Raw genomic sequence first — 21910 nt, forward strand, 5'->3', positions numbered from 1 at the left:
CTCCATTAGCCTATGCGTGATAGCTTGAGCAGCTTCTTTACGTCGGCTAGAATTTCGCGGCTATGCATGACCGCTTGTTGTTGTTCTTGCTGCAAATCATAACGAAGAATAATATTTTGCAGCGTATCAACCACAAAAATACCATCTGTGGCAGTATCTTTAAATACCCGATCAATACTTTGTTGATTGGTGCTGAATAGGGTTAAATTAGGCATGCTCTCCAACTGCTGGATGGCGGACTGGTCACTGGATGCCGTTGTGATAATCACCGGACTGACCCGCTCATTTTCCCGTCCCAGAGCCAACCAGACCTGATTGATACTGTACAACGCATTCTGACAGCGTTGTTCACATTGCGCAGGCATAATGTAAACAACTCGCCAGATTGTCGGCGCGCTGTCGGCTGGGTACAAAGGGGACATATCCAGCACAGGATCAAGTAACTGACCTTTATTGGTTGCTCCTTTATTGAACCAGTCCAGTTCTAGCGCCAGTTTAGCCAGTATGACAGGCACCACAAATACCAGTGCCAGCAACAGTATGCTTTTCTTATTGTTCATCGTTAACTTCTCTATTTTTGCGTATTATTGCCATGTAAAAAATAACCAGCAAAGCTATCGCCAAACCAAACCACTGGATGGCGTACGCGATGTGCTTTTCTGCGGGCATAACAACTGATTGCCAGTCACGAATAAGTGGCTGGGCTGGGTCGGGCTTGGCCAAAATTACCAGGGGCAACAATGTTATCCCGGATAACTGTTCAATCACTGACAGATCCAGTTGTTGTATTCTGACTGGCCAGTTTATGGCTCTATGTTCTGTTTCCTGGATCATGGGATTGAGGGAAGGCAAGGCAATCACACCCTCAATAACTTGCTGTTCTGATGGAAGGTTAAAATGGGGGATAACGTCACGACTGACGGGGGCTGCTAGCCAACCCAAATTCACTGCAATATTGCCGGAGGCGGTGGTTAGAATTGCCACAACGTGATAGCCGGGCTGCCCGTTAACCATGCGATTATCTATCATAAAGTAGTGGCGGGTATTGAAGTGTCCGCTGGTGACTACCGGCAAATCCCGAACATCGCCTGACAGCGCCAAAATGTTAGCCAGACTATAGTTGTTTTGCAGTTTTCGTTGCTCGATTTGTTGCTGGCGTTGCTGTTTCTGCGCTGCCCGATCCAGTTGCCAAACACCCAAGCCAATCAGGATGACAAATGCTGTCAAACTGACTAAGGTAGCAATAATAGGTAACCTGAAGTTGCCGTTGACGCTATTCATGCGAGGGCCCATATGCTTATTAAAATTATTGTAGGTGCACTACTGCTACTGATGATATACAACCTGTTTCGCGCAATGGTCATTATGCTCAAAGATGATCCGGACAAGCCGCCAATGAGCAAGTTTATTGGACGACGAGTGTTATTGTCTGCTGCAGTTATTGTGTTGTTACTGGTGGCAATTGCGACCGGACTGATTACCCCCAATCCGCGAATGTTCTAAAAGCTTTGCTAGTTCTAAACAGTTGGAGCAGGAGGATATTTCCTGCCCCATTTTTCGTAATACCTAAAGAATATACACAAAGAAAAACAGCATCACCCACACTACGTCAACAAAGTGCCAATACCAGCTGGCGGCCATAAAAGCGAATTGGTTGTTGGCATTGAAATGACCTTTTAGCACTCGACAAAACATAATAATCAGTAAAATAGTACCCAAGGTCACATGCATACCGTGGAAACCGGTGAGCATGAAGAAGGTATTGCCATAAACGCCAGATTGCAGGGTTAGGCCCATTTCGCGGTAAGCATGTACATATTCCTCAACCTGTAAAACCAGAAAACTGATACCCAGTAAAATGGTGATCCCCAGCAGTGCAGTCAGTTTTTTACGATTACCTTCTTCCAGACCGACGTGGGCGAAGTGGCAGGTTACCGACGAGACCAACAATATTATGGTATTGATCATTGGCAAGCCATACCAGCCCATGGCTTCTGTAGTCGTGCCATCTGGCGTAGTGATTAACGGCCAGATGGCCTCAAAACCGGGCCACAATACTTCATGGGTCATGGCGTTATTGGATGAGCCTCCCAACCATTGAGTGGCAATCATGCGAGCGTAGAATAACGCGCCAAAAAAGGCCGCGAAAAACATCACTTCGGAGAAAATAAACCAGCTCATTCCCTGACGATAGGAACGACCTAACTGCTTGCTGTGGATGCCGTTCATCGACTCGTGGATCTGATCTTTAAACCATCCCACCAGCATAAAGATCAGTACCGCCAAACCGGCTAGCAAAACCCAGCCGCCGTAACCCTCTTTACCCTTGGTTGATTCGATAACAAAATTACCGGCACCCACCGCAATTAAAAACAAGGCAACCGCGCCAACAATGGGCCAGGGGCTTTGTGCTGGTACGTAATATTTTTCGTATTGTTGTTCAGACATATTGTTCTCCATTACCCTTATTTCATTGCTACGGTTGGTTCTGTTACGTCATATAAGGTGTAAGACAAGGTAAAAAAGTTGATATCGTCCGGTAACTGCGGATCAATATAAAATCTCATTGGCATTATCGCTTCTTCACCCGCTTTTAACGGTTGCTGCTCAAAACAGAAGCATTCCGTTTTATTTAAATATAATGCTGCCAAACCGGGCGATACAGAAGGCACTGCTTGCCCGACGATATCCCGGCTAGCGGGGTTTTTGGCATAAAAGTCAACCTGATTCAATTGACCAGGATGAACTCTAATCTTCTTGGTCTGGGTATTGAATTCCCATGGCATGCCGGTGTTGGTGCGAGTTATAAACTCCACCGTCACCCAGCGACTTTCATCAACAACCACGCCTTCATAACTTGCAGCAGTGTTGCTGGTTTTGCCGTTAATGCCGGTTACATCACAAAATACATCGTATAACGGCACCAGCAGAAAACCGAAGCCGAACATCCCCACGACCACCAATAATAGCTTGGCGACAGTCTTGTTATGTTGTGGCTTTTCCACTGGTGCTTTCATCGTCTATTTTACTACCGGCGGTGTTTCAAAGGTGTGATAAGGCGCGGGTGAAGGGATTTCCCACTCGAGGCCTTCGGCTCCGTCCCAAACTTGGGCCGATACGGGGTCGCCCTGCTTTTTACAGGCTTTGATCACTAAGGTCAGGAAAATAAGCTGTGACAAACCAAAAGCAAAACCACCAATACTGATCCATTTGTTAAAGTCTGCGAATTGCAGAGCATAGTCAGGAATACGTCTGGGCATTCCGGCTAAGCCAACAAAGTGCATGGGGAAGAACAACAGATTGACCGAAATTAGTGAGCACCAGAAATGCCACTTGGCCAGTTTGGTGTCATACATTTTGCCCGTCCACTTGGGTAGCCAGTAATAGGCAGCCGCCATAACCGAAAAGATAGCTCCTGTTACCAATACATAATGGAAATGTGCGACCACAAAATAGGTATCATGATACTGGAAGTCCACCGGCGTCAGCGCCAGCATCAGCCCCGAGAAACCTCCAATGGTAAACAGCACTATAAACGCCAGCGCAAATAACATCGGCACTTCAAAGCTAATCGAACCACGCCACATAGTCGCCACCCAGTTGAACACTTTAACGCCGGTCGGCACCGATATCAGCATGGTCGCAATCATAAAGAACAGCTCGCCAAATAACGGCATTCCGGTGGTAAACATGTGATGCGCCCAGACGATAAATGACAATAAGGCAATCGATGCCGTGGCATATACCATTGAAGCATATCCAAACAAGGGTTTACGCGAAAAGGTCGGTACAATTTGCGAAATAATGCCAAAGGCGGGCAGAATCATGATGTAGACCTCTGGATGTCCGAAAAACCAGAAGATATGCTGGAACATCACAGGATCACCGCCGCCGGCGGCATTAAAGAAACTGGTGCCGAAAAATTTGTCGGTTAATACCATGGTTACCGCGCCGGCCAGTACTGGCATAACCGCAATCAGCAGAAATGCTGTAATCAACCAGGTCCAGACAAACAGTGGCATTTTCATGTAAGTCATGCCAGGCGCACGCATATTAAATATGGTCACAATAACGTTAATTGCGCCCATAATGGATGACGCCCCCATAATATGTACGGAGAAAACAAATAGTGCAGTGCTGTCGTTACTGTAAGTGGTCGACAGTGGTGCATAGAAGGTCCAGCCAAAGTTGGGGCCACCACCTTCAACAAATAGTGAAGAAAGCAGGATCAGAAATGCAAATGGCAAGATCCAGAAACTCCAGTTATTCATTCTCGGTAACGCCATATCAGGTGCACCAATCATTAACGGTACCATCCAGTTGGCCAGTCCGGTAAAGGCTGGCATAACGGCACCAAATACCATAATCAGCCCATGCACTGTAGTCATCTGATTAAAGAAATTGGGCTCGACTATCTGTAATCCGGGTTCAAATAATTCGGCCCGGATGACCATTGCCATGGCGCCGCCAATCAAAAACATGATAAAGGCAAACCATAAGTACAATGTGCCTATATCTTTATGATTGGTGGTGTACAACCAGCGTTTGATGCCGCCGGGAGTGTGGTGTTCGTGATGTTCGTCGTGGTGCAAATCGTCGGCTACGCTACTCATCATCTCTCTCCTATTGGCCTTTCAGTACGGCGTTAACATCTTTGGCTTGTACAGTATCACCGGTGCTGTTACCCCAGGCATTTCTCTCATAGGTCACTACGGCAGCCAGTTCTTTCAGGCTAAGTTGTTTGCCAAACGCCTGCATCGCGGTACCTGCAACACCGTTGACCACTGTCTCTATGTGTTTGGTCATATCGCCGGTGGCTATCGGACTGCCTTTCAGGGCGGGGAAAATACCGGGTAAACCCTCTCCATTACCCTGGTGACAGGCAGCGCAAGTCGACTGGTACACTTTTTCACCGGTAGACATCAGTTCATCCATGTCCATATTCATCGCCAGCAATTTTTGTTCTTCTTCTTTGGCTTTTTGTTGTATCGCGGCTTGCTCGTTTATCCATTTATCGTATTCTGCCGGCTCTTTGGCGATCACCACAATGGGCATGAAACCGTGGTCTTTACCGCACAATTCAGCACATTGACCACGGTACAAACCGGGTTCGTTTACTCTTGCCCAGGCTTCGTTAATAAAACCTGGGTTGGCATCTTTTTTCACCGCAAAAGCCGGCATCCACCATGAATGGATAACATCATCAGAGGTAATCAGAAAACGGACTTTTTTGTCCGTTGGCACCACCAGGGGGCGGTCTACTTCCAATAAGTAGTTGTGACCTTTATCCAGTTTGCCGTGAATTTGGTCTTGTTGAGTGGCGAGTACCGAATAATACTCAACATCACTATCCATGTATTTGTAATGCCATTTCCATTGAGAACCAGTGATTAGTATTGTCACGTCCGGATCGCTTGGATCTTCCATTGCAATCAGTGTTTGGGCGGCTGGAATGGCGATACCGATCAGGATAATAAAGGGGATAATGGTCCAGATTATTTCCACTTTAGTGCTTTCATGAAAGTTAGCTGGCTTGAGCCCTCTTGACTTACGATGCATGACCATTGAATAAAACATTGCACCAAATACCACTACACCGATAACGACACAGATAATAAATATGGTCATATGTAAATCGTAAACCTGCGCACTGATATCGGTCACCCCTTTGGTCAGGTTTAACCGCATACCGTCAGCTAGCGCAGATGTAGACAATAAGGCAATTAAGGCCATCGCCCCTCTGAAAACACCTCTGTTCACGTGACATCTCCTCTTTAGGAATAGTAAAAGTCGAACAACAAGCCTTGCACATGCTGTTCTACGGCACGCTAATTCGCCATTCGTTAGCGAAATGACATGCTCTTGTTATTCATTTGTAAATAAGAGTACAAGAATTACTCAATAAGGCGGTTGGCGTCCACCTTTTTATGCATAATTTACAACTAACTGATTGATTTTTGAACAAGTGTTAGTAATAACACAAAAAAGCTAACCTGTTGAGAGTTAAAACAAAGTTAGCTTGAATAAATTTTTGTTGGGGAAAGGTGGGAGAGGGGTCTGTTTACATCCAGTCGTTGCTACGGATGACGCCAACGGCGATCCCTTCAATATCAAATGGCTGTACGGAAAGATCGACCTTAATCGGGGCGAAGTCTTCATTTTCAGCATACAGCAGTACCTGACTACCCTTACGCTCAAAGCGTTTAACGGTAACATCTTCATCGACCCGGGCCACTACAACCTGTCCGTTACGAATATCTTTAGTGCGATGAACGGCTAGCAGATCACCGTCCATAATGCCGATATTTTTCATGCTCATGCCGTTGACCCGCAGTAAGAAGTCGGCACTGGGATGGAACATGGCAGGATCGACCTTGTAATGCGATTCAACATGTTCCTGGGCAAGTATAGGTTCACCGGCGGCAACTCTACCAATCAGAGGCAGTCCTTGCTCCTCAAGCAACTCTTCTTCACTGTAATTAACGCGGATCCCTCGCGATGTACCGGGTAATATTTCTATGACACCTTTTTTAGCCAATGCTTTGAGGTGTTCTTCTGCAGCATTAGCGGATTTAAATCCGAGGCGCTGCGCAATTTCAGCTCGTGTCGGTGGCATACCGGTATCGGCCAAAGTGTCTTTGATCAGTTGCAAAATTTCTTGTTGTCTGGAAGTTAGTGGACGCATAAACAGCCTGTTTTTTCATACAGTTTGAAAAGAAGTATATCCCGATAGTTTTAAATGACAACTTTATTTGTTGATGGATTCACAATGGTGAGCAATGAATATCTTGGATTGCCTATTTAACCCCAGTTCGGGATAAGCCATGCGTCTCAATAACGCTGTTTTTGCACCTGGCAGCGTTGGGCTTTCTAGTCATAGCCCGCTATGACGCACGAAACCCCGCCTTGCCAAGCACAAAAATGTCGTCATTGAGTAAACTATTTATTCAACAATGGTTGAGTGAATAATATAACTATCTGAATTATTTGCCGTTTGTAAATATAAACGACATTTCTTATCCCGAGTTGGGGTTAGTTAAAAATAGAATTCATCAGGTTTTTGTATTCAGAGGTTTGGTTCACTTGAGCAAACGCATCGGCTAACTTGTCCAAAGTGCTCTGGTCGGTGTCAATATTGGCGGCAAGCCAGGTTTTCTGGCGCAATGAGTCGATGTAATAGAGGATCTTAACTTTGGTATCGGGATATTTGACCAGCATCGCGTCTATCGTTGCCGGATCGTCGATGATCAAGTCCACTTTGCCGTTGCGTAATAACTGCCAGGATTGTTCGATACCGGGAGTAAATAGCAGATGCTGCATTTCGGTAAAGCCATTTTGCTGCAGCCATTGGGCAGAAAAGTCACCCCGTTGTACCGCAGTGATATGTTGTTTTGCGTCCGATAATGAGTGGATTTGGAAATCGGCGTTAGCTAATGCGATAAATCCGAAATTGTAACTGGCAATAGGACAGATCCAGCGAAACTTATGCTCGCGCTCCGGCGTGCGGGCGATATTGTAAATCAGTGTATCCGGTTGACTAACGGCAATGTGATAGGCACGAGCCCAAGGATAGATCGATATCTCGGCGTCTATCCCGGCTTGGTCGAGAATGGTGCGAACCAGTTCGGTACTTGCTCCGCCTATTCTGCCCTGTTCAAAAGTTTGATGGGGAGGGGAGACTTCGGTTACTACTTGTATTTGGGCGTTACAGATTAAGGATGGCAGGTAACAAAGACCCAACAATACAAAGGATTTCTTTAACATAGTAAAATAACATCCCTTAAAATACCGAAATCGAGTATCTCCGCAGCATAGTTGATTTATTGATTTAAACAATGTTCCAGGCGAATCTCTTCAGGTGTTTTGCGTCTTGTCGTGCTATGCTTTTGCGCAATTATTTCAAGGAGTTTATTGGCTATGAGTTGGTTGCAACAGTTGTTTTCAGCAATCATTTCTATCCCGGCAAAATTGTTAATCACAACAAAGGTGATACCGGGTGATGTACAACAAGAATTGGGGATTGATCCCAAAAAACCTATCATCTACTTGCTCAAAACCGAATCTGTCACAGACCAGATAGCGCTAAAGAATGCGGCAAAACAATTGGGACTGCCCGATCCTGATGGAGCGCTTGAGGTGGGTTTGCATTACATTCCGCGTTGCTTGTTTCTGGAACGCCCGCAGTCGCTGTTTAGTGCCAAAGCGGAGGCCAGTGATATTGCTCACACTTTTAAATTGCTGTTTAAGCAGCACCATCAAAACGAGCAACTTGATTTACAAATTATTCCGGTATCGACCTTCTGGGGAAGGGCTCCAGGGAAAACCGATGCCAGTTGGAGAGCGTTGTTAGCCAACAAGGCGTCACCTAACTGGTTACGCAAAATTTTTATTGTGCTGTTTTTAGGTCGGGATAACCTGGTCTACATCAGTAAAGCCGTTTCTTCGCGATATATGGCCGCAGAACACGGCTCCGACGAGCAAATTGCGCACAAGTTGATACGTGTGGCGCGAACGCATTTCCAGCGTCGGCGACAGGCGGTAACCGGACCAAGACAAATGGCGCGGGAACAGATTATACAGGGCGTACTGGCGTCTGCGGCAGTACAGGAAGCTATCGCCGAAGAGCAGCATGGTAAAAAAATCAGTGCAGACAAAGCTAAGCAACGTGCACAACAATATGCCAACGAAATTGCCGGCGATTATCGTGAAGGCCTGATCCGCATCGCGGAGAAAATGCTGACCAAGTTATGGAACAAAGTCTATAACGGTTTGGAAATAAGGCATGCGGAAAAAGTGCGGCAATTGGCACAAAGTGGCCATGAAATTATTTATGTTCCCTGTCACCGTAGTCATATGGATTACCTGCTACTGACCTATGTTATTTATCACGAAGGTTTGATGATCCCGCATATCGCGGCGGGAATAAATCTCAATTTCTGGCCCGCAGGGCCCATTTTCAGACGTGCCGGTGCGTTTTTTATTCGTCGTAGTTTTGCCGGTAACAAACTGTATACGGCGGTGTTTCGTGAGTATCTGGAACAGCTTTTTAATCGCGGATATTCGGTCAAGTACTATCCGGAAGGTGGTCGCAGTCGCACGGGCCGACTGCTGCCACCGAAGACCGGCATGCTGGCCATGACAGTGCAGAGCATGTTTAAGGGATTAAAACGTCCGATCAGCCTGGTGCCGGTCTATATCGGTTATGAACATGTGATGGAAGTCGCCAGTTATCTCAAAGAATTGCGCGGCAAGGACAAAAAGAAAGAGTCTTTCTGGCAAATTTTTTCGGCTATTCGCAAGTTGAAAAACTACGGTACCGGATATTTGAATTTTGGTGATCCGATCAATCTGGGCCAGTTTATGGATAAATGCCAACCTGACTGGCGCCATGAAGTACAACAGAATCCGGACAAGAAGCCAAGCTGGTTAACTCCGATGGTGAACAAACTGGCGACTGACGTTATGCAGCGGATTAATCAGGCAACGGCGGTCAACGGCATGAATTTAACTTCCCTGTGTTTGTTGGCGGCGGATAAACATGCATTAACAGAGGCCGAATTGCAGCGTTGCCTGACTGATTATCTGGCATTGCTCCAGCACGCACCTTATAGCCAGCTGGTTACATTACCGGAGCAGCCCGCGTCCTCATTACTGCAGCAGACACTGAAACTGAATAAATTTACTGTTCAGCAAGACAGCTTCGGGCGAATTATTTCACTGAGTGCGCCGGCGGCCATTGCAATGACCTATTATCGCAATAATATTTTGCATCTGTTTGTGATCCCGGGGTTAATAGCGGCGATGGTGATTGCCAACAATGGCATGCAGAAAACACAGATAGTCGAGCGCATTGCCCTGTTGTTTCCATTGCTGAAAAAGGAGCTGTTTATCTATCTGAGTCAGTCTCAGGCACAACAGCTGTGTAACGACACTGTTGAGTCAATGTTATCGGTCGGATTACTGGTTGAGGATAACGACAAGGTGATTGCGGCGCAGCGTGACAGTCAGGCGTTCTTCTCATTGATGATGCTTAACCGTTGTATTCAGGAAACCTTGCAACGTTATGCCATAGTGCTGACGTTGGCTGCCAAAGGCGATAAGTTCAGTCGTTCCGAATTAGAAAAACAGAGTATTCGTTTGGCGGAGAGACTGGCCACGCTGCATGGGGTTACGGCCCCCGAGTTTTACGACAAGAATGTGATTGGCGCGCTGCTCAACGCGATGCGAGAAATGAAACTGTTGCATACCGATGATGAAGGGATGTTGGCACATACAGAACAAAGTCGTTGGTTATTGAACGAGATCAGTGGTTGGCTAGTGGCGGATGTTGCGCAAAATATCAAACACAGTTAATAAGCTCTGCTGATTTTTCAGTGTGCCTGCACAACTCATACGTCTTAGAAACAGCCACCAGAATTTTAACGGTAATGTTCCTGACGGATACGGGCAAATTCACCGTTTTCCGTGGCTGTGCGGATCACGGTGGATAATTTCGCTTTTAAAGGGAATAAAACACTTTTTTCACTGATAGTGACGTAATACGGATGATATTCCGTTGGTTGGTAGTCAGACTTCACAATCTCTCCATCCAGAGCCATGCTTTTTAGCACCGGAATAGTACTTTCCTGATAATGGATAAATGAATCAATCCGGCCCTTCATCAGCAGGTCGATTTTTTGCCGCAGTGAAGACACTGCAATCAAGGCCAGATCGGCTTGCTGGTTAAAACGCTGGTAGTATTTGGCGTGGATGGTGACACCTATGGTCATCTGCTGCAGATCTTCGAACTGCTTGAGTTGATGCTGTTGTTCCTTGAGTACAAAAAAGGTATGCCGCAGCTTTTCGTAGCTGGGATAAATATAAATGACTTCATCCTGTATATTCGATTCACGTTGCATCCCGACCATAAGATCGATCTGGCCACTTTTTAGCGCTACAACCCGTCTTGCAAACGGCATGGGATACAAATCCAGCTTCATCTCCATTTTATCGGCAATCAGTTGCAGGTATTTGGCATGTAAACCCTGGCTGAATTCCGGTGATACTGATGAGCGTAACAAAGGCTTGGCCTTGGTCAGTGGACTTAACAGCAACAGAGCAACTAGCAGTACCAGAGATACGTTTTTAAAGCTGGATTTAGCGTATTCTATACCGGTGATGTGACTGCGCTTTTGCAAAGCTGGGATCTCTAGATAGTGGTTATTTTTAACCCGTTAATTTACGTCAATTTACCGGCTATAAACAGCCATTATCGATCATTTATGGAAAAAATACCGGTTAGGCTTGAGACGGTTGACTATCTTGTTAACGAAGCGTATTAAATTGGTTACGAAATTTTGCTTTTTGCTAGAGGTCGGATTGTTGTTATCAAATATATCCGGGGTACGTCAGTGGCCGTTAACCGGTACTAAATGGATGAAACGCATTTGCAGTTTAATTTTTTGTCTGTTTTGCTGCGTTGCCTCGGCCAGTGAGACGCCCGGGCAAGAAGTCCAGCTTGTTAAATATCCGGTCAATAGTGATAACCCTATTTATCGTCTGCAAGGGCAGTACTTCAAAGAGATTTTGGAGCTTGCGCTGCAGCAATCAGGCATTGCTTACCAGTTGCAGCCTGTCCCTATTCCGACTGTGCCGCAAAGTCGTAGCATCAGTTTGATCCAGCAAGGCGTCTATGACGTGCACTGGATGGCAACTAGCAAGGAACGGGAGCAGTTGGTAAAGCCAATCCGCATCCCCTTGTTTAAAGGTTTAATTGGGTGGCGCCTGATGTTCGTGCATCAAGATAATGTGCAGCGTTTTTCAGCACTGCAGGGCAAACAGGATTTACAAAAGTTAACCGCGGGTCAAGGACGGGATTGGCCTGATACCCAGGTGCTGGAAAGTAATGGTTTTAAAATATTTCGCGCCACGACAACAGCTGGCCTGCTGCAGATGGTCAGTCTAAAGCGAGTTGACTATTTTCCACGTTCGGTGATTGAAATATGGCATGAATATGGCCTCAAACAGTATGACGCCATTGTGATTGATCCTACCTTCGCACTAAAGTACCCGGCTGCAGAGTATTTGTTTGTAAGAAACGATAACCAGAGATTACATGAGGTTATTGAAAGAGGTTTGAATAAAGCCATTGCTAACGGGTTATTTGACGAGTTGTTCTATAAGTATTTTGCTACGACTCTGGAGAACGCCAATTTGGGTCAACGCAAAATCATTAACTTGTCTAACCCAATGATGTCGGAGCAAACCCCTCTTGATCGGAAAGAGCTCTGGTATAACGTTGATTAGCAAGAGTCAGACTAGGTACTGGGTTGCTAGCCCTATGGCAATCGCCAATCCGACGTAGTGATTGTTCAAAAACGCCTTAAAACAATTGTCTCTTTGGCGATAACGGATAAGTTGATACTGATAAATAAACAAACTGCAGGCTATGGCTAGCCCCGCATAGTAAGGCCAGTTAAATCCTAAACCCATTCCCACCCTTAGCAGCGCGGCTACGGTTAAAAGTTGTAGCAAACTGATAATCGCAATATCCTGCTGACCAAACAGTATGGCAGTGGATTTTACGCCAATCCTGAGATCATCGTCACGGTCGACCATCGCATATTGGGTATCGTAGGCCACTGTCCAAATCAGGTTGGCGGCGAACAACCACCACGCCACTTGGGAAATTTGACCATTGGTGGCCATAAATGCCATCGGAATTCCCCAGCTAAACGCAGCGCCTAAAACAACCTGAGGCAGATTAGTAATGCGCTTGGTAAATGGATAACTGGCGGCCAGTGCAACAGCACCGAAAGATAACCAGAATGTTTGTCGGTTCAGTTGCAGTACTAACAGTAGAGCTATCAGGCAGAGTCCGATAAACAACAACATTGCCTGGGTTGGTGAGACTTCACCACTGACAATCGGACGATGGGCCGTACGTTTGACATCGCCATCAATTTTGCGATCAGCAAAGTCATTGATAACGCAGCCAGCGGCGCGCATTACCACCACTCCCGCCACAAAAATAAATATTATCTTGAGCGAAGGTTGTCCATTGGCTGCGATCCAGACGGCCCACAGAGTCGGCCAAAGTAACAAAAATGTGCCAATGGGTTTATCCATACGCATAAGTCTGAAATAGGCGTCTAGCTTAGTTACGGCTGATTGCATGGTCAGAATTCCCGATTTTTGTAAGCAGGGGCATTGGGTAAAAAAATCTCTGCTACCATCAGTTTATAATCCTGATAAGTAAACACAGAGCGTCTGCCCCATAAAGCAACATCGTTATTTATGGCTAATTGTTGATGCAACACGGAGTGCCCCTGTAAATGACAAATCTCAAAAGGTTGGCGCACAAACCGGCTATCATTGAAAATCACTTTGCCAAGTGGTTGCTCACCTAATTCGGCAAGCTGGTTGACGCCGTCCTCGCACAACTTACGTGGTATCAATGTGCGGGCATAAACCCAATTTTGGTTATCGCCCCGTAACAATACCTCTCGAATCACCGGATTGTGTTGTTCAAACCCCAGACTTTGATGTTCCTCTGCGGTTACAGCGATTTCGGCCTGACCGAGAAGTTGTACAGTAAAATGGCGACTGTTTGCCTGCAGGCGCTCGGTGAGTGAGCCGGTATCCAGCAACCAGTTTTTCAGCACCGGATCTGAAATTTTCATTTGTGCAGCCGAAAACCATTGGGGAACACAATTTATTGGAAACAAGGATTGATTTGTCAAAACAGATACGGCAGCGAGTGAAGAAGTCCTGATCATAGCAATTCAACACGGCACACTAAAGTATTCTGTTAATCATTCTGTGTAATGGTGATACCATTTTATTTGCATTGGCTCGGAGCCAGTTAGGGGAAAACATGACAAAGTTTAAGTTTCATCGCGTAGTTATTTTAATCTTTCTGGTTTTACAGACCTTCAGCGCGAAGGCTGAATATGCCTATTTCGGTCTGGAGCCGGATATCGTCACCAACTATATTGGCGCCAGTAACCGTGATTTGGGCTATATCCGGGTATCGGTTGAGTTGATGCTAGAAGACGCAGCTTATCTGGATTCTGTTACTCATCATGCGCCGTTGTTACGATCATTGACCATTGATATTTTTGGTCGCCAGCCTGCGGATAAAATCAAGTCGCTGACGGGACGCGAAGAAATTCGCCAGATCTGCTTGAGTACTCTTCGTGAGCAACTTAAAAAAGAAACGGGTTCAGAGATGATTAAAGATATTATCTTTACCAAGTATCTGTATCAGGGATAACCTTCAGGACTTTTTCTGCGGTTCGGTGCGAGGTCGCGTTTTTAGCAAGCTCACCAACCATGCCATGGCGCAACCGCAAATTAACCCCAATGTGTGGGCAGTATTAGCCATACTGACCCATAGCACGTCGGCATAGCCAATCACCAACCATACCAGCATAAAGCCGACAATCGAATTAGGCAGACCTAATTTCCAGTCCGGCCGTAACCAGCCAATCCACCAGACAAAGCCAAGCACTGCATAAACCACTCCGGATAACCCGCCAAAATGAATGCCGCTGGCAAGAAACTGGCCATAGTTGGAAATGATGCCACTAAAGAAATACAGGATAAACAGCGCCAGACTACCAAAACGTTGTTCAATTTTTTGGCCGAGCATTCCCCACCATAGTAAATTAAACACGATATGCAGAATGGAAAAATGCAGCAGTGTCGGGCTAAACAACCGCCACCATTGGTGGGTTTCGATAAGTATCGGTATAGGTTGAAAGGCCAGAAAGTTGTTGACCTGCATAAACCATCCCAGACTTGCGGTAATATAAAACAGGCTACAAAGCGCCAGAATGATTGAGGTAAAAGGTGCCTGTCGACAAAACTGTATCGCCCGTTGAGGGGACAGATCAACCTGGGTACGCATCTTCACAGCGGCACCGGATTGCCAGGCAGATTGCTGATATTTTTTATCTTGCGGATTGTTTAAAAATGCCTGGATCAGGCGGTTGGCTTTATCCTGCTGGGATGCATCGAGCAAGATAATGCCATGGGGGTATTCCCCGGCCTGATAACGATAAGCGACACTTAAACCTTCAGATTGCAAGTAGTTGCATAGCAACCGGGCATGGGATTCATGTCCGAAATTAATCAGCATCGTTGCTTGTTTCGTAGGGGTAAAGATTGCGCCATGCTTCGAAGCCGCCGTCCATGCTATAGACTTCGTCAAAACCTTGATGAATCAGATACTGGGCTGCCTGTTGGCTGCTGACGCCGTGGTAGCAACAAACTATTACCGGCGTATCAAATTCGTTTTCGGCCATAAACTGGTTCAGGCTGCCATTGGTTAAATGCCAGGCGCCTTCAATATGACCAGCTGCAAAAGCTTGTTCGTCGCGAATATCCACCAATTTTACATGACCTTCAGCTAACTTTTGCTGTGTTTCGGTGACCGAAATATGTGCAAACTGCTCCATTACCACTCCAAAATAACTTTACCCGATTGGCCTGAAGCCATGGTTTCGAATCCCTGCTGGAAATCAGCTACCGGCATTTTATGGGTGATGATAGGTGATAAATCCAGCCCACCCTGGATCAGGCTAGCCATTTTATACCAGGTTTCAAACATTTCACGCCCATAAATGCCTTTAATGACTAGTCCCTTGAAAATAACCTGATTCCAGTCAATTGCCATATCTCCGGGGGGAATGCCTAACATGGCAATTTTGCCGCCATTGTTCATTTTGGCCAGCATATCATTAAATGCAGAAGGCACACCGGACATTTCCAGTCCGATATCAAAGCCTTCGGTCATACCCAGATCCTTCATCACGTTAGTGAGATTGTCTCGGCTGACGTTTACCGCCCGGGATGCGCCCATTTTTTTGGCCAGATCCAGCCGATAATCATTTACATCCGTTATAACCACATGGCGGGCGCCAACATGGCGGGCGACAGCTGCTGCCATAATGCCAATCGGTCCTGCTCCGGTAATCAGCACGTCTTCTCCGACTAGATCGAAGGACAGAGCGGTATGTACTGCGTTACCGAAAGGGTCAAAGATTGAGGCCAGGTCATCGCTGATATTGTGCGGGATCTTAAAGGCATTAAACGCCGGAATAACCAGATATTCGGCGAAAGCACCCGCCCGATTGACTCCAACTCCTACGGTGTTGCGGCATAAATGGCGGCGCCCGGCACGACAGTTACGACAGTGCCCGCAGGTAATGTGACCTTCGCCGGATACCCTGTCACCAACGGCAAATCCGCGAACTTCCTGACCCATATCGACTACTTCACCCACATATTCGTGACCCACTACCATGGGTACCGGAATGGTTTTTTGTGACCATTCATCCCAATGGTAAATGTGCATGTCAGTACCACAAATGGCAGTTTTACGGATTTTTATTAACAGATCATTATGACCGACTTCTGGCTGTTCAACCTCGGTTAACCATATACCCTTTTCGGCTTTGAGTTTACTTAGCGCTTTCATGCGACGACTCCTAACTCTTTGCCCACTTCAATAAAGGCATCAATAGCACGATCGAGTTGCTCTTTGGTATGAGATGCCGACATTTGTGTGCGGATGCGGGCTTTATTTTGCGGTACTACCGGAAACGAGAAGCCGACCACATAAATTCCCCGTTGCAACATTTTGTCGGCCATCTGACCGGCCAGTTTGGCGTCACCCAGCATCACGGGAATAATCGCATGATCGGCACCACCGAGTTCAAAACCGGCATCATTCATGCGTTGACGGAAATAGCCACTGTTTTGCTGCAATTGTTGACGCAGTTCGTTACCTTGAGCGAGCAGGTCAATCACTTCAATGGAAGCAGACACAATCGCCGGTGCCAGTGAGTTGGAAAACAGATAAGGGCGTGAGCGTTGACGTAACCAGTCGATCACTTCCTTGCGGGCCGAAGTATAACCGCCAGAAGCTCCGCCCATCGCTTTACCCAGAGTTCCGGTGATAATATCAACGCGATCCATTACGCCACAGTATTCATGACTACCGCGACCATTCTCACCAATAAAGCCGACGGCATGAGAATCATCTACCATGACCAGCGCATCATATTTATCGGCCAAATCACAAATGCCTTGCAGATTGGCAATCACGCCATCCATTGAGAAGACACCGTCGGTGGCGATCAGAATATGGCGCGCATCATCTGCTTTGGCCTGGATTAGCTGCTGTTCCAGTTCCTGCATATTATTATTGGCATAACGATAACGTTTGGCTTTGCATAGGCGCACGCCGTCAATAATACTGGCATGATTTAATGCATCGGAAATAATTGCATCCTCGGGGCCCAACAGAGTCTCAAATAATCCGGCATTGGCGTCGAAACAGGAAGAATATAGGATGGTATCTTGCATGCCCAAAAAAGTACTCAGCTTCTGTTCCAGTGTTTTATGGATATCCTGGGTCCCACAAATAAACCGTACAGAAGCCATGCCGAAACCATGACTGTCCAGACCTTGTTTGGCGGCGTTAATTAACACCGGATGATTAGCTAGCCCCAAATAGTTATTGGCACAGAAATTTAAAACATGCTCACCTGAATCAATGCCGATATCAGCCTGTTGCTGGGTAACGATGATACGTTCGTTTTTGTATAAACCCTGCTGTCGGGTGTCGCTGATTTGTTGCTGAATCTGGGAATAAAAATCGGCTTTCATGTTATTTGTCTCGCTGGCAATATTTGCGCGCTATTCTAATGGAATTAAGCGGTAAAGGTAATGATGGCCGAACAGACTGTCCGTCAGGTAATTTGTACAACAGGGCCTGATTTATAGCTTGTCCATATTGTTCCAGATACCATTTTTAATTTTCTCAGGTAACAGATCGTACAACTCATACTCCATAATAGGTTTGGAGATAAAGTAACCTTGGCCAATTTCACACTGCATGTCTTGCAACATTCTGAGTTGGGCGGTCGTTTCAACTCCTTCCGCGACCACTTTCATGCCCAGCTTTTGTACCATCGCGATAGTGGAAGAGACAATTTGCATATCAGCGCGATTCTCCGTCATCCCGGATACAAAGCTGCGGTCAATTTTAATGATATTAACCGGCATTTGTTTCAGGTAAGCAAGTGAAGAATAACCGGTCCCAAAGTCATCAATGGAAAATGTGAATCCTAACTGTTTTAATTGCGCCATAATGCTGAGTGTAGTGTCAATATCAGCGACCACGGTGCGTTCGGTCAGTTCCAGCTCAATTTGTGATCCGTCGCGATTAAAATCTATTAGTTGCTGCTTGAGAAAGGGTAATAAATTGGGATCCAGTAATTGCACCGCAGACAGGTTGACCGCAATGCGTTGATTTTTGAAACCTAACTCCTCCATGGTGGACAGAATGGTAAAGGCTCGCTTGAGTCCCCAGTAACCGAGCTGGATCATGTTTTCCGAGTTTTCCAGTACGGGGATAAATTCATCAGGAGGGATGAGGCCCTTTTGGGGATGACGCCAACGAATCAGCGCTTCAAAGCCAACCAGTTTACCGGTACTAATTTCAATTTGAGGTTGTAATGCAAAACAGATTTCATTGTTGTCTATGGCCTCACGCATTTCATTTTCTATTTGAACGCGGCCGATGACACGTTGATACATTTCGGGGGTGAACAGGCTGTAACGATCGCCACCGAGATCCTTGGATGTATACATCGCCATATCGGCCTGACGAATCAGATCCTCAACCTGTTCCTGGGGATTGTCGGTAATAACGATGCCAATACTGGTTGTCACATAAAATCGCTGGCCCACAATATGTAAAGGTTTGTGAAAGCGCTTCAGAAGTTTGTCTGCAACTTGAGTGACGCCTTGCTGTGATTCCTGATGTTGCAATACCACCACAAATTCATCACCACCGAAACGGCAAGCAAAATCACTGTCTCTGATAGTTTCTTTTATACGGCGGGCGGCTTCTATCAGAAACGAATCACCAATGTTGTGTCCGTGGCTGTCATTTATTTTGCGAAAGTTGTCAAAATCCAGAAACATGACGGCCAGTTGTTTGTTGTTCCGTGCGAGTCCCGCGATAGCTGCCTTAAGCAGGTGATTGAGCATATTGCGATTGGGAAGACCACATAGCCGGTCGTACATGGCAATATTTTCCAGTTCCCTTGTATTGTGCTCAATTTGGTTATCCAGTGACTCCAGTTCCGTGCTGAGCAACGTTGCCGATTCCTGCAAATTGTCTATTTCATCGGCAAACAGGTAGCTGCTGATATATTGATGTTGGCGGAATTCACTGTAACGTTTTTCGGCGAGCAACGGCAAGCTGCGGGTGATGGATAATAAGCGGCGCTGCAAACGTTGGGTGAGTACAAAAAAAGCGATAAAGGATAGACAGATGACAGTAACGGACACCCATAAAATTTTAGTTTGAAAGGCGATATGCAGTTGGCTGGACTCGGTGATATCGTGAATAAAAATCAGAAAATGACTGCTCTGAACAGATTTTTCCAGAGGCAACATATTGATCAGAAAAGCGTGCTGATTGTTTTCTATTCTGATGCCTTGCCGGATCACGTCAGCAACGCTGGTATCGGACTTCATTCGGGTGAATAAACTGTCAATCAGTTGTTGCTGAGTACTGGCAAGCGGAGGTTGTATTTTCAACGTCTTGGCTGGTGTTTCGGACCATTGGCCTCCTGCCATCTTCAGTACTGCCATATCTGCTCCGGTGGCCCGATTTAATGCCGCCAAGGTTTCCTGTAAGGAATTACTGACTGCCAGTACAGCAATTTCACCCTGGTTGAGTAGCAGAGGAATGGAAAAAAATTGCTCACATACAGGATGGCAGCGAACATTGGCCTGAGAACGCTGCTGTTGGAAGGTTTGCATCACATCGCTAAGCAGTTCCCCGGGTACTTGCGGGTTTGACGAAAAGTATAACTTTTGCTGGCTGTCGAATAGCCATAGATTATTGATTTGCCAATGTAATTGCAGGAACTCATATTCGTTTCCTAAAAAAAAAGCACTCGCTTCGATATTATTTCCGTAATTTTTTTGAAAATGAACAAAGGCCTCAAACCAGGATTCAACACGGTTACGCAGTAATTCATCTATCACCTGCAGTTGTCTTTGATCCTGATCTCTCAACTGTTTTTGTAAGGCCAAGAAATCCTGATCGTTTTTATTGATCCAACTATTGGTAATAAGCACACTGACCAGTAAGAAGAAAGCCGATAACAGTCCTAAAATTTTCCAGGGTAGGCTAAGAAACAGGCGCATGGCTAAAACCAGTACATTAACTGAGCTGCCCACATGTTCCAGTATTCGCCTTTGTTGTTAAGCAAATCAGGAACCAATACAGGAGCCAGACGGCCTCGTCCTTTTACCCGATGAAACTCCAGAGCCAATTTCCATTGCTGATCAATATTCCAGGCTCCGCCGAACGTTGCAGTATCCATATAGCCAAAATAATTAGGGATCGCGCCGTTACTTTGTCGCCAGCGCTGTTGTCCGTTACGGTCATTTTTGTCCAGATCAAAAAGATCCAGACGGACATAAGTGTCCCAGTTTTCATTCAGGTGGTAGGTTGTTTGCAGATAGCCCCCCTGAGACTTCGTATCATTATGAAAACCGGGATAAACAATGTCTTCATACTCGACTCGTTCCTGCATGATTTCCGCCACCAGATCCCAGTTCTTTGCACCATATTTTAAGTTAAAGATCACTCGTTGTACGCTGGCTTTACCGTCTTGTAACATGTCCTGCTGGCCCTGCACGTATTCAAATTCCGAATCGAGCAGGCTGATGCCCATTTGAAGATTGGTTTCTTTAGGGCGGAAATAGGCGCTGAGTTTATGATCGAATTTTAAATCCATATCACCATTTGCCTGTTGGCTAAACAGGTTCTGTGTTTGTGATTTACCTATAGGTGTGTTGCCATAACCCCAATCAATGTCCCATTCACCAATATCGCTGTTAATGCTTGCGCGCAACGCGATGCCGTCGGTGCCCAGAGCAATATCCCTGAACACATCAAAGTAAATCGATTGGGGTAAAATGATTGAAGGACGGGTATGTGGTACATCCCGGGTGGCAGAATATAACCAGTGATAATTTTTGAACCGGCCAATATGAGCATTCAGCTGCCAATCCAGACTGGATACAATTGACCAGTCTAGAAATAGGTAATCCAGCCGCACGCCGTCGGAATAACGATTGCCACCGTTCAGGTAAACGGCCTGACCGGATAATCTCAACTTGTTATTAAACTGGTAAGAGCCGTTGATTCCCGCTTCCGTCAGTTCAAAAGAGGTCTCTCCGTTCTGATTGATAAAATTACTGTTTTTGGCTTGTATAGCCCCTTGGGCAACAAATCCATGCCAATTAAAGTCATCTGCCACTAGATGACTGGAATAAATGGCGATCAGGATGGCCAACACAACTTGATAGGTATATTTCATTGCGTTCACTCGTCTTCCTTGACGTTAATTAAATGAATGTTGGACAACTTGTCCTGTATCGGAAAGTAGCCTATGGAGCCTTGAGTCTGGCTTACTTTATCTTGCATTTCAGTCATATTATCCACTTTAATTGGTCGTTCACCTTGTCCGGAGTACACCAACTTGTTCCAGAGCCGCTCGAGTTGGTAAGGGAACAGATCCAGAACGGATTTTGAAAAATATTGGTGGTACGGATTGTTGGTGTCTAAGACAAAAACAGTGATAGGGTCACCATTTGGCCAGCTGTTTTGGCGCATCGTAAAAATTCTGCGTAGCTGTGCAGGAGAAAGTTGTTTGACAGAAACGGAAGAATTAACGCCAACATACACCTGTTCAGAAGATTGCGGGTAACCTGCAAAAGGGCGACTTAACAGCAGCATCCCTAATAAAACTATTATCTTCCGTGGTGCCCTTATCAGCACATTGATACCTCTTTTTAGTGGTAACTACTTATAATAGTGAGGGTTTGTTTATTT

At 46.0% G+C, this 21910-nt stretch carries 22 protein-coding genes; 4 read left to right on the forward strand and 18 right to left on the reverse strand.

The window, feature by feature from the left end:
* Positions 1-5: 5 nt before the first annotated feature.
* Together V1467_RS00440 and V1467_RS00445 are read right to left on the reverse strand one after the other, a co-directional pair.
* Positions 6-560, reverse strand: a complete 555-nt coding sequence (locus tag V1467_RS00440) for a hypothetical protein (protein ID WP_416306842.1) — start codon at positions 558-560, stop codon at positions 6-8.
* Positions 550-1281: an SURF1 family protein gene (locus V1467_RS00445; RefSeq protein WP_416306843.1), complete on the reverse strand. Its 732-nt coding sequence runs from the start codon at positions 1279-1281 to the stop codon at positions 550-552. Before V1467_RS00445 ends, V1467_RS00440 begins: the two co-directional genes overlap by 11 nt.
* A 12-nt stretch (positions 1282-1293) precedes the next feature.
* On the opposite strand from V1467_RS00445, the gene V1467_RS00450 reads away from it, so the two are divergent.
* Positions 1294-1503, forward strand: coding sequence for a DUF2909 domain-containing protein (locus V1467_RS00450; RefSeq protein ID WP_416306844.1), 210 nt, complete (start codon positions 1294-1296; stop codon positions 1501-1503).
* Positions 1504-1566: 63 nt separating this feature from the next.
* On the opposite strand, the gene V1467_RS00455 is transcribed toward V1467_RS00450, so the two are convergent.
* From V1467_RS00455 to V1467_RS00480, 6 genes are all read right to left on the reverse strand, one after another.
* On the reverse strand, positions 1567-2448 hold the full coding sequence (locus V1467_RS00455) for a cytochrome c oxidase subunit 3 (protein WP_416306845.1): 882 nt from the start codon (positions 2446-2448) through the stop codon (positions 1567-1569).
* A 17-nt stretch (positions 2449-2465) separates the two neighbouring features.
* Complete coding sequence (locus V1467_RS00460; RefSeq protein WP_416306846.1) at positions 2466-3017, reverse strand: cytochrome c oxidase assembly protein; 552 nt, start codon at positions 3015-3017, stop codon at positions 2466-2468.
* 3 nt (positions 3018-3020) lie between these two features.
* A complete protein-coding gene (gene ctaD / locus V1467_RS00465; RefSeq protein WP_416308622.1) occupies positions 3021-4613 on the reverse strand; it encodes a cytochrome c oxidase subunit I in 1593 nt (530 codons plus the stop codon).
* Between the two features lie 10 nt (positions 4614-4623).
* A complete protein-coding gene (gene coxB / locus V1467_RS00470; RefSeq protein ID WP_416308623.1) occupies positions 4624-5733 on the reverse strand; it encodes a cytochrome c oxidase subunit II in 1110 nt (369 codons plus the stop codon).
* A gap of 328 nt (positions 5734-6061) precedes the next feature.
* Positions 6062-6685 carry a transcriptional repressor LexA gene (gene lexA, locus V1467_RS00475; RefSeq protein ID WP_416306847.1) on the reverse strand — a complete coding sequence of 208 codons (624 nt, stop codon included), beginning with the start codon at positions 6683-6685 and terminating at the stop codon, positions 6062-6064.
* Between the two features lie 347 nt (positions 6686-7032).
* The gene (locus tag V1467_RS00480; protein WP_416306848.1) at positions 7033-7764 is read right to left on the reverse strand and encodes a substrate-binding periplasmic protein; all 732 of its coding nucleotides are present in this window, start codon (positions 7762-7764) and stop codon (positions 7033-7035) included.
* A gap of 153 nt (positions 7765-7917) precedes the next feature.
* Between V1467_RS00480 and plsB the strand changes: the two genes are divergently transcribed.
* Positions 7918-10353 carry a glycerol-3-phosphate 1-O-acyltransferase PlsB gene (plsB, locus tag V1467_RS00485; protein WP_416306849.1) on the forward strand — a complete coding sequence of 812 codons (2436 nt, stop codon included), beginning with the start codon at positions 7918-7920 and terminating at the stop codon, positions 10351-10353.
* Positions 10354-10418: 65 nt separating this feature from the next.
* On the opposite strand, the gene V1467_RS00490 is transcribed toward plsB, so the two are convergent.
* Positions 10419-11177, reverse strand: a complete 759-nt coding sequence (locus V1467_RS00490) for a substrate-binding periplasmic protein (RefSeq protein WP_416306850.1) — start codon at positions 11175-11177, stop codon at positions 10419-10421.
* Positions 11178-11358: 181 nt separating this feature from the next.
* Between V1467_RS00490 and V1467_RS00495 the strand changes: the two genes are divergently transcribed.
* Complete coding sequence (locus V1467_RS00495) at positions 11359-12285, forward strand: substrate-binding periplasmic protein (protein WP_416306851.1); 927 nt, start codon at positions 11359-11361, stop codon at positions 12283-12285.
* A gap of 6 nt (positions 12286-12291) precedes the next feature.
* Here the strand turns inward: V1467_RS00495 and ubiA are convergent, their stop codons facing one another.
* Positions 12292-13155: a 4-hydroxybenzoate octaprenyltransferase gene (gene ubiA, locus V1467_RS00500; protein ID WP_416306852.1), complete on the reverse strand. Its 864-nt coding sequence runs from the start codon at positions 13153-13155 to the stop codon at positions 12292-12294.
* Positions 13156-13157: 2 nt separating this feature from the next.
* Positions 13158-13757 (reverse strand): chorismate--pyruvate lyase family protein, encoded by a 600-nt coding sequence (locus V1467_RS00505; protein WP_416306853.1) that lies wholly within the window; start codon positions 13755-13757, stop codon positions 13158-13160.
* Between the two features lie 98 nt (positions 13758-13855).
* On the opposite strand from V1467_RS00505, the gene V1467_RS00510 reads away from it, so the two are divergent.
* Positions 13856-14254 (forward strand): flagellar basal body-associated protein FliL, encoded by a 399-nt coding sequence (locus V1467_RS00510; RefSeq protein ID WP_416306854.1) that lies wholly within the window; start codon positions 13856-13858, stop codon positions 14252-14254.
* A 3-nt stretch (positions 14255-14257) separates the two neighbouring features.
* On the opposite strand, the gene glpG is transcribed toward V1467_RS00510, so the two are convergent.
* From glpG to V1467_RS00545, 7 genes are all read right to left on the reverse strand, one after another.
* On the reverse strand, positions 14258-15121 hold the full coding sequence (gene glpG / locus V1467_RS00515; RefSeq protein WP_416306855.1) for a rhomboid family intramembrane serine protease GlpG: 864 nt from the start codon (positions 15119-15121) through the stop codon (positions 14258-14260).
* Positions 15111-15440 (reverse strand): thiosulfate sulfurtransferase GlpE, encoded by a 330-nt coding sequence (gene glpE / locus V1467_RS00520; protein WP_416306856.1) that lies wholly within the window; start codon positions 15438-15440, stop codon positions 15111-15113. Before glpE ends, glpG begins: the two co-directional genes overlap by 11 nt.
* The gene (gene tdh, locus V1467_RS00525) at positions 15440-16462 is read right to left on the reverse strand and encodes an L-threonine 3-dehydrogenase (protein WP_416306857.1); all 1023 of its coding nucleotides are present in this window, start codon (positions 16460-16462) and stop codon (positions 15440-15442) included. Before tdh ends, glpE begins: the two co-directional genes overlap by 1 nt.
* The gene (locus V1467_RS00530) at positions 16459-17655 is read right to left on the reverse strand and encodes a glycine C-acetyltransferase (protein ID WP_416306858.1); all 1197 of its coding nucleotides are present in this window, start codon (positions 17653-17655) and stop codon (positions 16459-16461) included. Before V1467_RS00530 ends, tdh begins: the two co-directional genes overlap by 4 nt.
* Before the next feature lie 111 nt (positions 17656-17766).
* Positions 17767-20214: an EAL domain-containing protein gene (locus tag V1467_RS00535; RefSeq protein WP_416306859.1), complete on the reverse strand. Its 2448-nt coding sequence runs from the start codon at positions 20212-20214 to the stop codon at positions 17767-17769.
* A gap of 2 nt (positions 20215-20216) precedes the next feature.
* On the reverse strand, positions 20217-21395 hold the full coding sequence (locus tag V1467_RS00540; RefSeq protein WP_416308624.1) for a TonB-dependent receptor: 1179 nt from the start codon (positions 21393-21395) through the stop codon (positions 20217-20219).
* Positions 21396-21400: 5 nt separating this feature from the next.
* Positions 21401-21814 (reverse strand): hypothetical protein, encoded by a 414-nt coding sequence (locus tag V1467_RS00545; RefSeq protein ID WP_416306860.1) that lies wholly within the window; start codon positions 21812-21814, stop codon positions 21401-21403.
* Positions 21815-21910: the final 96 nt, after the last annotated feature.

Origin of the sequence: Neptunicella plasticusilytica (assembly GCF_047922965.1) — a bacterium.
Taxonomy (GTDB): Bacteria; Pseudomonadota; Gammaproteobacteria; order Enterobacterales; family Alteromonadaceae; genus Neptunicella; species Neptunicella plasticusilytica.

Bases quoted from the DNA above. Each gene is read 5' to 3' on its own strand.
- V1467_RS00440 (WP_416306842.1), bottom strand. From the start codon at position 560: ATGAACAATAAGAAAAGCATACTGTTGCTGGCACTGGTATTTGTGGTG.
- V1467_RS00445 (WP_416306843.1), bottom strand. From the start codon at position 1,281: ATGAATAGCGTCAACGGCAACTTCAGGTTACCTATTATTGCTACCTTA.
- V1467_RS00450 (WP_416306844.1), top strand. From the start codon at position 1,294: ATGCTTATTAAAATTATTGTAGGTGCACTACTGCTACTGATGATATAC.
- V1467_RS00455 (WP_416306845.1), bottom strand. From the start codon at position 2,448: ATGTCTGAACAACAATACGAAAAATATTACGTACCAGCACAAAGCCCC.
- V1467_RS00460 (WP_416306846.1), bottom strand. From the start codon at position 3,017: ATGAAAGCACCAGTGGAAAAGCCACAACATAACAAGACTGTCGCCAAG.
- ctaD (WP_416308622.1), bottom strand. From the start codon at position 4,613: ATGAGTAGCGTAGCCGACGATTTGCACCACGACGAACATCACGAACAC.
- coxB (WP_416308623.1), bottom strand. From the start codon at position 5,733: ATGGCCTTAATTGCCTTATTGTCTACATCTGCGCTAGCTGACGGTATG.
- lexA (WP_416306847.1), bottom strand. From the start codon at position 6,685: ATGCGTCCACTAACTTCCAGACAACAAGAAATTTTGCAACTGATCAAA.
- V1467_RS00480 (WP_416306848.1), bottom strand. From the start codon at position 7,764: ATGTTAAAGAAATCCTTTGTATTGTTGGGTCTTTGTTACCTGCCATCC.
- plsB (WP_416306849.1), top strand. From the start codon at position 7,918: ATGAGTTGGTTGCAACAGTTGTTTTCAGCAATCATTTCTATCCCGGCA.
- ubiA (WP_416306852.1), bottom strand. From the start codon at position 13,155: ATGCAATCAGCCGTAACTAAGCTAGACGCCTATTTCAGACTTATGCGT.
- V1467_RS00505 (WP_416306853.1), bottom strand. From the start codon at position 13,757: ATGATCAGGACTTCTTCACTCGCTGCCGTATCTGTTTTGACAAATCAA.
- V1467_RS00510 (WP_416306854.1), top strand. From the start codon at position 13,856: ATGACAAAGTTTAAGTTTCATCGCGTAGTTATTTTAATCTTTCTGGTT.
- glpG (WP_416306855.1), bottom strand. From the start codon at position 15,121: ATGCTGATTAATTTCGGACATGAATCCCATGCCCGGTTGCTATGCAAC.
- glpE (WP_416306856.1), bottom strand. From the start codon at position 15,440: ATGGAGCAGTTTGCACATATTTCGGTCACCGAAACACAGCAAAAGTTA.
- tdh (WP_416306857.1), bottom strand. From the start codon at position 16,462: ATGAAAGCGCTAAGTAAACTCAAAGCCGAAAAGGGTATATGGTTAACC.
- V1467_RS00530 (WP_416306858.1), bottom strand. From the start codon at position 17,655: ATGAAAGCCGATTTTTATTCCCAGATTCAGCAACAAATCAGCGACACC.
- V1467_RS00535 (WP_416306859.1), bottom strand. From the start codon at position 20,214: ATGCGCCTGTTTCTTAGCCTACCCTGGAAAATTTTAGGACTGTTATCG.
- V1467_RS00540 (WP_416308624.1), bottom strand. From the start codon at position 21,395: ATGAAATATACCTATCAAGTTGTGTTGGCCATCCTGATCGCCATTTAT.
- V1467_RS00545 (WP_416306860.1), bottom strand. From the start codon at position 21,814: ATGCTGCTGTTAAGTCGCCCTTTTGCAGGTTACCCGCAATCTTCTGAA.